The sequence below is a fragment of the Dietzia papillomatosis NBRC 105045 genome, from assembly GCF_001570845.1.
In the GTDB taxonomy this organism is placed as follows: Bacteria; Actinomycetota; Actinomycetes; order Mycobacteriales; family Mycobacteriaceae; genus Dietzia; species Dietzia cinnamea.
On sequence record NZ_BCSL01000071.1, the window covers coordinates 1 to 9,055 of the forward strand.

Annotated in this window: 9 protein-coding genes; 6 read left to right on the forward strand and 3 right to left on the reverse strand. The window is 71.2% G+C overall.

Translation table 11 applies throughout. The annotated features are described in order from the left end of the window. A partial coding sequence (locus DPA01S_RS15365) for an Rv1443c family protein (protein ID WP_232303206.1) occupies positions 1 to 533 on the reverse strand: 533 nt, incomplete at its 3' end. After that, on the reverse strand, positions 530 to 1,789 hold the full coding sequence (locus tag DPA01S_RS15370; protein ID WP_084374818.1) for an AI-2E family transporter: 1,260 nt from the start codon (positions 1,787 to 1,789) through the stop codon (positions 530 to 532). The genes DPA01S_RS15370 and DPA01S_RS15365, both read right to left, overlap by 4 nt. 115 nt (positions 1,790 to 1,904) lie before the next feature. On the opposite strand from DPA01S_RS15370, the gene DPA01S_RS15375 reads away from it, so the two are divergent. The 4 genes from DPA01S_RS15375 (at position 1,905) to DPA01S_RS15390 (ending at position 6,437) form a co-directional block, all read left to right on the forward strand. After that, positions 1,905 to 4,169, forward strand: a complete 2,265-nt coding sequence (locus DPA01S_RS15375) for a catalase (protein ID WP_061917657.1) — start codon at positions 1,905 to 1,907, stop codon at positions 4,167 to 4,169. 471 nt (positions 4,170 to 4,640) lie between these two features. Beyond that, entirely contained in the window at positions 4,641 to 5,273 is a 633-nt protein-coding gene (locus DPA01S_RS15380; RefSeq protein WP_232303207.1) for an SRPBCC family protein, read from the forward strand. After that, complete coding sequence (locus DPA01S_RS15385) at positions 5,260 to 6,147, forward strand: alpha/beta fold hydrolase (protein ID WP_061917658.1); 888 nt, start codon at positions 5,260 to 5,262, stop codon at positions 6,145 to 6,147. Before DPA01S_RS15380 ends, DPA01S_RS15385 begins: the two co-directional genes overlap by 14 nt. Before the next feature lie 50 nt (positions 6,148 to 6,197). Next, positions 6,198 to 6,437: a zinc-ribbon domain-containing protein gene (locus tag DPA01S_RS15390; protein WP_061917661.1), complete on the forward strand. Its 240-nt coding sequence runs from the start codon at positions 6,198 to 6,200 to the stop codon at positions 6,435 to 6,437. Positions 6,438 to 6,446: 9 nt separating this feature from the next. Here the strand turns inward: DPA01S_RS15390 and DPA01S_RS15395 are convergent, their stop codons facing one another. Then, a complete protein-coding gene (locus DPA01S_RS15395) occupies positions 6,447 to 7,895 on the reverse strand; it encodes an MFS transporter (RefSeq protein ID WP_061917664.1) in 1,449 nt (482 codons plus the stop codon). 172 nt (positions 7,896 to 8,067) lie between these two features. Between DPA01S_RS15395 and DPA01S_RS15400 the strand changes: the two genes are divergently transcribed. Together DPA01S_RS15400 and DPA01S_RS15405 are read left to right on the forward strand one after the other, a co-directional pair. Beyond that, positions 8,068 to 8,595 (forward strand): hypothetical protein, encoded by a 528-nt coding sequence (locus DPA01S_RS15400; protein ID WP_061917667.1) that lies wholly within the window; start codon positions 8,068 to 8,070, stop codon positions 8,593 to 8,595. Between the two features lie 213 nt (positions 8,596 to 8,808). Further along, positions 8,809 to 9,055: type II toxin-antitoxin system Phd/YefM family antitoxin (locus DPA01S_RS15405; protein ID WP_061917670.1), on the forward strand; the 247-nt coding region annotated here is incomplete at its 3' end.

The following is a 9,055-nucleotide window of genomic DNA, read 5'->3' on the forward strand; positions in this document are numbered from 1 at the left end:
CGGGTCCCGCCCGTCGCGTCCGCCCACCGGACGAGCCGACGGTGGCGGTGGGTGAACAGCGCTCCGACGACCGCCCGCACCACCGGCCGCGGCAGCACCGCCCGCGGCACCGCGCGCAGGGTGTCGGTGACGCGGGTCGTTCCGTCGGACAGCGCCTCGAGGTCACGGTGGTGCTCCCACACGCGGCACGAGCCGAGACGGGAACGTTCGCGGAAGTACCGGGGCGGCGAGACCTCGAGGATCGTCAGGTCGTCGAACTCCAGCGGGATCACACCGGCCAGCAGGATCCACGCCCGCCCGACCGGACGGCCCGTCGGCACGTCCGCGATGGACGTGCCGACGAGCGCGGCCGGGAACCGCATGGTCAGCAGGGGCCCGAACTCGTGGGCGACGCCGCAGGGCGTCACGATGCGCGCCCACACCCGCTCGCGCGGCGCGCGCACCACGCTCGAACGGACCACCTCGACAACGCCCCCGAGATCACTCTCGGCGCCGCCCGGGGTGGCGCGGCGCGGGCCCCTGTGACGGCTCACCGGGGCGAAGGGCCGGCGTCCGCCGCCGCATGCCCGGCCGGTCCCGCGGGGTCGCCGGAGTCGGCGGGACGACCGCGCGGGCCGGGCTCGTCGTCGCCCTCGTCGTCGTGTCCGTCTTCGTGGCCCTCGCGGTCCGGCCCCGACACCTCGTCCACCTCCGGCACCAGGCCCGGCCCCGGGCCACCACCGTCGGCGCCGCCATCCCCCCGCGCGGCGAGGTACCGCACGATCGTGTTGGCCATCGCGGTAACCGGCACCGCGAACAGTGCGCCGACGATGCCGAACAGGTACGTGCCGGCCGTGACCACGAGGATCACCGCCAGCGGGTGCAGCGCCACCGCGTGACCCATGAGGATCGGCTGCAGCACGTGCGACTCGAGCTGGTGGACGACCACGACGATCGCCAGCATCGCGATCGCGATGGCCGGGCCCCGCTCGACCACCGCCAACACCGTCGGCACCAGGCCCGCGACCAGCGTCCCCACGATCGGCACGAACGACGCGAGGAACACCACCACGACGATCGGGATCACGAACGGCACGCGCAGCAGCGCGGCGCCGATACCCACCCCGGCCGCGTTGATCGCGGCCACCGTGAGTTGCGTCCGTGTGTACGCGCCCAGGCTGCCCCAGCCGTGACGGAACGCCGAATCGACGTGCGCGCGGCTCGCGCGCGGCAGCCAACGCACGAAGAACTCCCACAGCTTCTCGCCGTGGTAGAGGAAGAAGAAGAGCGCCACCAGGCAGATGAGCACCCCGGCCACCGCGTCGACGGCGGTGTGCCCGAACTGGACGGCGCCGGCCGCCACGGCCTCCGAGTGGGACTCGATCCACGTCCGCGCCTGCCCCACCGCCTCCTGCAGCCGGTCGGCCGTGAGGTGCAGCGGCCCCTCCTCGAGCCACCGCAACGCCGCGTCGGTGCCGGAGGAGATCTGCTCCCGCATCCGCGGCACGCCGGTGGCGAGCTGGGTGGTGACCGCCGCGAGCGCGGCGAGGATGACCGCCAGGACCCCGACGACGACGACGAGGGCCGCCGCCGCACGCGGGACCCGCTGCGGGATCCGGTCCACGAGAGGTCTGAGCATGGCCGCGAGCAGGACCGCGATCGCGACGGGCGCGATGATCACCGACAGCCGACCGATCGCCTGCCCGAGCAGCCAGCCACCACCGGCGATGAGGAGCAGACACGCGGACCACGCCGCCGCCAGCAGGACCGGGTACGGGAGGTGCTCGCGGGCGACCGGCGGAGATGCCATGTCATGAGAATAGGCGCGGGTGAAGGTTTCCTCCCCGACATCGAGCGGTTGCGGACCGGTCAGGTCTGGGCAGAATCCCGGCCACGGACAGATCACACCCCGCGAAGGAGCATCGATGCCCGATAAGAGGTCAGATTCCAAGTCCGCCGCCCGGTCCGCCGCCGAGAAGATCGTGGACAAGGCCGAGGAACTCGCCGACGACCTGGTCGGCAGCGCCGACGTCGTCCCCGGCACCCCCGGTTCCCGCCCGCCGACCGTGGACGAGCCCACCGAGCCCACCAGCCCGCTGCCGCCCAAGGCGGACCAGAAGGGCGCCACCCCGTACGGCCCGACCGGCGCCGAGCCACCCGGCTCCGTCACCGCCCGCGAGGAGGTCATGCGCCAGCAGGGCGCCTTCCTCACCACCGCGCAGGGCGCCCGCCTGTCGGACACCGACCACTCGCTCAAGGCCGGCCGCCGCGGCCCCGTGCTGCTGCAGGACCACCATCTGCGCGAGAAGATCATGCACTTCGACCACGAGCGCATCCCCGAGCGCGTGGTCCACGCCCGCGGCGCCGGCGCGCACGGCGTCTTCCGCGCCAACGGCGCCGCCGCCAGCGTCTGCAAGGCCGGCGTGTTCGCCGAGGGCAAGGAGACCGAGATCTTCGTCCGCTTCTCCACCGTGCTCGGCAACCGCGGCTCCGCCGACACCGTCCGCGACACCCGCGGGTTCGCGACCAAGTTCTACACCGACGAGGGAACCTGGGACCTGGTCGGCAACAACATCCCCGTGTTCTTCATCCAGGACGCCATCAAGTTCCCCGACGTCGTCCACGCCGCCAAGCCGCACCCGGACCGCGAGATCCCGCAGGCCCAGAGCGCGCACGACACCTTCTGGGATTTCGTCTCCCTGCACACCGAGGCTCAGCACCACACCCTGTGGAACATGTCCGACCGCGGCATCCCGCGCTCGTACCGGATGATGGAGGGCTTCGGCGTCCACACCTTCCGGCTCGTCAACGACGCCGGCGAGACGAGCCTGGTGAAGTTCCACTGGAAGCCCCACCTCGGCGTCCACTCGCAGGTGTGGGAAGAAGCCCAGATCACCGGCGGCATGGACCCGGACTTCCACCGCCGCGACCTGGCCGACGCCATCGAGGCCGGCGCCTTCCCCAAGTGGGACCTCGGCATCCAGGTCTTCCCCGACACGGTCGACGAGAACGGTGTCAGCGAGATGTTCCACGGCATCGACCTGCTGGACCCGACCAAGATCGTGCCGGAGGAGCTCGCACCTGTGCAGGTCATCGGCACGATGGAGCTCAACGCCAACGTCAAGAACTTCTTCGCCGAGACCGAGCAGGTCGCGTTCCACCCGGGCCACCTCGTGCCGGGCATCGACGTCACCAACGACCCGCTCCTGCAGGGCCGCCTGTTCTCCTACCTGGACACGCAGCTCCTGCGCCTGGGCGGGCCGAACTTCGGGCAGATCCCGATCAACCGCCCGCACGCGCCCGTCAACGACATGTTCCGCGACGGGTTCCACCAGTCCGCCGACCACGTGGGCGTGGCCCCGTACCAGCCCAACAGTCTTGACGGCGGCTGCCCGTTCATGGCGGGCACCACCGACGGCGCGCTGGTCGAGGTGGCGCAGACGATCGCCGAATCGCAGATCGAGCGGGCCACCCCGGCCAGCTTCGACGATCACTTCTCGCAGGCCACGCTGTTCTACAACAGCCTCACCGACGTCGAGAAGGAGCACGTCGCCGAGGCGTACACGTTCGAGCTGGGCAAGTGCTACGAGCAGGCCATCAAGGTGCGGCAGGTCGAGCAGCTCGCGCACATCGACCACGATCTGGCCGTCACCGTGGCCGCCGGACTGGGACTGCCCGCGCCGGCGAAGGTGCCCGTCGCCGAGGTCGTCACCAGCCCGGCGCTCTCGCAGATCGGCAAGGAGTGGCCGTCCGACGGCCGCCAGATCGGCATCCTCGTCACCGAGGACTCCGACGTCGATGCGGTCTCGAACCTCGTCCAGGCGGTGTTCGACGACGACATGGTGCCGCTGGTGATCGCCCCGACCGGCGGGAGGCTCGGGGACCCGGAGGCCGGCGAGGCCGTGTCGGTATCCCGGACCTATCAGACGCAGCGGTCCATCGAGTTCGACGCCCTCGTGGTGGTCGATCTCCCCGCCAATCCGCGCACGGACATCCTCATCAGCGAGATGTTCCGGCATAAGAAGGCCATCGCGTCGCTCGCGTCCGTCGACCGGTACGCGGACTTCGGGATCACCACCGACACCCCGGGCGTCGTGCAGGTTGATTCCGCGGCCGGCGTGGTGCCCGCGCTCACGCCGCTGCTGGCGAACCACCGCGTGTGGGAGCGGCCCGACCCGGCGCGGGTCTGATTCGGGCCCGCTCCGGTGGCGCGGGGATGGGCGGCGAGTAGGGGCCCGCGCACGCCGCCCCGGGGCCTGCGGGTTCGCACGCCGCCCATCGGAGCGCACGCCGCCTATCGAGTCGCACGCCGCCTATCGGAGCGCACGCCGCCTATGGGGCCCCTTAGGTGGCGCGTGCTCCGATAGGCGGCGTTGCTGCGGAAGCGGCTCGGCCGCAGTCGACACGGGGTTCTGGAACCTCTGCGGCGGGCGAGGCGGTGTTCTGGATCCTCTGCGGCGGGCGAGGCGGGGCCCTGCGGAAGACGATGCCGGGCCCCGCCGCACGATCTGCCCCTCCGATCTCGCCTCGCGCCTCGGAAGTCGATCCGCTCGCGGAACTCCGCGGGCGTATCGCAATCCGAGGGGCGGATTCCTCGTGAGGCTCCTCGGCCGGTGTGCAACCGTCCCCGGGGGCCGGCGGGCACGGGTAGCGTCGCCGCCATGAGCGACTACGCCTCCTCACGGGACGCCGCCGCAAGCGAGGCCGCCAGCAGCGAGGGTGCCGCCGCGAGCGGGGCCGCCAGCGACCGTGCCGATGCGGATGCCGGCGCCGGTCCGGCCGCCGGGTACCGCCTCGAGGCGCGGCGAGTGATCGCGGCGAACGCGGGCCGGGTGTTCGCCGTGCTCTGTGATCCGGACGGACACGTGGCCATCGACTCCTCCGGCATGCTCCAGTCGGCGGAGGGGCCGGTGGTCACCTCCGAGGGCGACAGGTTCGTCGTCCACATGGACCGCGAGTCGCTGGGTGACTATGACATGGGTGAGTACGACGTCACGGTGATCATCACCCGGTTCGAGCCGGACGCCGAGATCGCCTGGACCATCGACGGCACCATCAAGCCCCCGATCGGGCATACCTACGGCTACCGCCTCATCCCGCTGGGCAATGGCGATAACGGCGATGGCGACGGCGCCGAGGGGGCGCGTACCGAGGTCGTCAGCTATTACAACTGGTCCGATGCGCACCCGGACTGGCGCGACTCGGGGGTGCTGCCGGTGCTGGACGCATCGGCGCTCAAGGCGACGCTCGGAATCCTCGACCGGGCGGTCAGGAGGGGATATGTCCGCGGCTGATCCGACCAACCCACGGCCGGACCTGTGGTTCGCCCGCGACGGCATGGAGTTGCGTGCCGTCGACTCCGGCCCCGCCGACGGCGAGGCGATCGTCCTGCTCCACGGGTTCCCGCAGCGCACCTCCAGCTGGGACCTCGTGTCTCCGCTCTTGCACGCGGCCGGGTACCGGACCCTCGCGCTGGACCAGCGCGGGTACTGCGAGTCCGCCCGCCCCCGTGGTCGGCGCGCGTACCGACTGTCGGAACTGGTGGGGGACGTCCTCGCCCTGCTCGACGCCGCCGGCCTGCCCGACGCCCACGTGGTGGGTCACGACTGGGGCGCCGCCGTCGCGTGGGGTGTCGCCGGGGCGCACCCCGAGCGGGTCCGGACGCTCACCGCCGTGTCGGTCCCCCACCCCGCCGCCTTCCTCAAGGCCATGGTCGCCTCCGACCAGCTGCTGCGATCCTGGTACATCGGGCTCTTCCAGCTGCCGTTCCTGCCGGAGCGACTGCTCACCTCGGCCGGCCCGCGGCCCGAGAAGGCCCTGGCCGGGATGGGTATGACGCCCGAGATGATCGAGCGCTACCGGCGTGAGATGGTCGACGCCGGCGCGATCCCCGGGGGACTCGGCTGGTACCGGGCCCTGCCCTTCGCCCCACCGTCCCGCTCGACCGCGGCGGTCCGTGTGCCCACCACCTTCGTGTGGAGTGACCGCGACCCGGCCCTGGGCCGCGGGGGCGCCGAGCGGACCCGCCACCACGTGGACGCCGACTACCGGTTCGTCGAGATGAGCGGGGTCAGTCACTGGATCCCCGACGAGCGGCCGGCAGAGCTGGCCGATGCAATCGTGGCCCGCGCCCGGTCGACCGCGGACGGCTCGGGGCCCGGGGCCTGAGCTCCACCACACCGGGTGCGCGCGGCGCGGCGTGGTGTCACGCTGGGCCGATGTTCTTCATCTTCGGCTTCAAGAACTCGTCCCGGAACCTCGGGCTGGCCCGGGCCACGTGCCCGAACTGCGGCAACGTCGCCGCACAGCGGGTCGACCGTCGCAAGCGGGCGTTCTCCCTGTTCTTCGTCCCCATCATCCCGCTGGGGTCGTCGTACACCGCCACGTGCACGGCGTGCGGCATCACCACCAAGATCGACCGGTCGCGGGCCGACGGGATCCTGTCCGGCGCGTACTGATCCGGCCGCTCAGCTCTCCCGCGCCGCCACCGGCCGGGCCTTCTCCTCCCACGGCGGCGGGATCGTGGCGGCGACCGCTGCGGCCAGGAGGGTCGCGCCGCAGCCGAACATCAGACCGACCCGGAATCCGGTCTCGGTGGGGACGAACAGCCCCTCGAAGTCCATGGACATCTGGGTGAGCAGCACGCCGAGCACCGCGGCAGAGGTCGTGGTGCCGATGGAGCGCATGAGTGTGTTGACGCTGTTAGCCGAGCCCATCTCGGAGGTGGGCACCGAGGCCATGATCAGCGCGGGCATCGCACCGTAGGCCAGCCCCACTCCGCCGCTCACCACGATGCCGACGGTCATCACACCCCAGGTCGATCCCATGAGGAACAACCCGGACGCATAGCCGACCGCGACCACCAGCGCTCCCAGGATGAGCGTGGTCTTGGGACCGCGGGTGCCGATGAGTCGCCCGCTGAGTGGGGAGACCGCCATCATCGCCAGCCCGCCGGGCGCGCTCCACAACCCCATGGCCACCATCGACTGGCCCAACCCGTGCCCGGTCTCGACAGGGAGCTGGAGAATCTGGGGCATGATCAGCAGCTGCGCATAGAGGCCCATGCCGATGGTCACCGAGGCGATGTTGGTCATCAGGACGGGGCGACGGGCGGCAACCCGCAGGTCCACGATGGGTGAAGGGTGCCGAAGGACCCACAGTGCCCATCCGGGCAGCGACACCGCGGTGAGGGCCAGCAAGCCGAGGGTCAACGGGGAGCCCCAGCCCCAGTCGGCGCCCTTGGACACCGCCAGCAGCAGCGAGATGAGGGCGATCGCGAGCCCCACTGCGCCGATGACGTCGAGCGTGCCGTCCGGTTTGGCGGCCGGCAGCGTCCAGAGACGCACCATCATCATCACGATGATCGCCACGCCCAGGGCCCCGGACCCCCAGAACATCCACTGCCACGAACCGTATTGCGCCAGGGCGGCCGCCGCCGGGAGCCCGAGCGCCCCTCCCACTCCGAGCGACGAACTCATCAGACTGATCGCCGGTGCGAGTCGACGCGCCGGGAGGATCTCGCGCATCGTGGCGATGCCGATGGGGATCACACCGATTCCCACGCCCTGCAGGGCGCGCCCGATGAGCATCGGCCACAGCGAGGTGGCCAGTGCGCACAGCACCGAGCCGACGACCATGACCGCCGTGCAACCGATGAGCACGTACTTCTTCGGATAGAGGTCTCCCAGTCGTCCCATGAGCGGACCGGCCACCGCTCCGGCGAGCAGCGTGATGGTGACGACCCAGGAGGCGTTGACCGCGGAGGTGTTGAGAATCGCCGGCAGCATGCCCAGCAGCGGGATGACCAGCGTCTGACTGAGAGACATGACGATGCCGCCGAAGGCGAGGACCGCGATGAGACCGTTCTCGTCCGACCGGACGGTGTCGGCGTCCCCACCGCGCGTTCGTGCCATCATCCCGTGTCCTTCCGACCGAGGCTCGCTTCCGGAGCCTCTCGTCGGACATTACAGACAGGTGTCGAACGGGTTCTCGTTCCGGGCACGGCCACCGTGTTCGACATGACGGTCCGACGTGGCGGAATCCTTGCGGAGTCTTGTCTGCCGCTGTCCGCGGTGCGACGATGAGCGGGTGGACACCACCGGCTCGACCCGGCGGATCACCCGCCGGCCCACCGTCTCCGTGGGGGCGTTCCTCGCCGCCACGGCCGTCGCAGTGGCCGCCGCCGTCACGGCCCCGGCCACTGCGAGCGCCCAGGACTCCTCTGAGGCCATCCCGCTCCTGTTCCCCGCTCCCGACCGCGTGATCGCCGTGGGCGGCTCACCCACTGGGCTGTGCGCGGGCGCGATCTCCACCACGCTCGACGGCGACGGGTACCCGGACACGGCGTCCGTCTCCTGGGCCTTCGCCGTCGTCGGGGTGGGCCCGTGCAACCTCACGGCCACCCTCTCGTGGCGCAACCTCGACACCGGCGCCACCGGGGAGAAGATCGCGCAGGTCCCGTTCCCGCGGATCTCGACGGGCATCCCCGATCCGATCTCCCACCCCTACGAAGCGCAGATCTCCACCGGCCCGGGGCGGGTCGAATACCGACTCACCACCACCGGCGGGGCCGTCGCCGGACCGATCGTCGTGGAGACGGTCGCCTACGACGGCTGACGACGCCGGGGGCGCGCAGCACCCGGACCGGGCAGCCGCTCCGGGCCAGCATCGTGTCGGTTGCCAAACCGGTTCCAGTAGCGGACGTGAGCATCTCCGGATGTGCACTCACCAGCGGAATTAGAAGTGCCGCTATACAGGCGCGGGAGACGGGAAGTCACAGTGGAGCCCAACTCCGCGTCCTGTACACTTGTGCGTACAGGAGGGTTTGAGATGAAGACAATGAGCTACACCGAGTCCCGGGCCCGCTACGCCGAGGTCCTCGACGGGGTCACCAACGACCGCGAAGAGGTCATCATCACCCGCGCCGGCCACGAGCCGGTGGTGATGGTGTCTCTCGACGAGTACGAGTCCCTGCGCGAGACCGCCCACCTCATGCGATCACCGGCCAACGCCCGACGCCTGCTCGATGCGATGGAGCGGCTCGAGTCCGGCCGCGGCCAGGCGCGCGACCTGCTCG

Excerpts from the sequence above, each read along its gene's own strand:
- DPA01S_RS15395 (WP_061917664.1), bottom strand. The coding sequence starts at position 7,895 with ATGATGGCACGAACGCGCGGTGGGGACGCCGACACCGTCCGGTCGGAC.
- DPA01S_RS15380 (WP_232303207.1), top strand. The coding sequence starts at position 4,641 with ATGAGCGACTACGCCTCCTCACGGGACGCCGCCGCAAGCGAGGCCGCC.
- DPA01S_RS15370 (WP_084374818.1), bottom strand. The coding sequence starts at position 1,789 with ATGGCATCTCCGCCGGTCGCCCGCGAGCACCTCCCGTACCCGGTCCTG.
- DPA01S_RS15375 (WP_061917657.1), top strand. The coding sequence starts at position 1,905 with ATGCCCGATAAGAGGTCAGATTCCAAGTCCGCCGCCCGGTCCGCCGCC.
- DPA01S_RS15385 (WP_061917658.1), top strand. The coding sequence starts at position 5,260 with ATGTCCGCGGCTGATCCGACCAACCCACGGCCGGACCTGTGGTTCGCC.
- DPA01S_RS15390 (WP_061917661.1), top strand. The coding sequence starts at position 6,198 with ATGTTCTTCATCTTCGGCTTCAAGAACTCGTCCCGGAACCTCGGGCTG.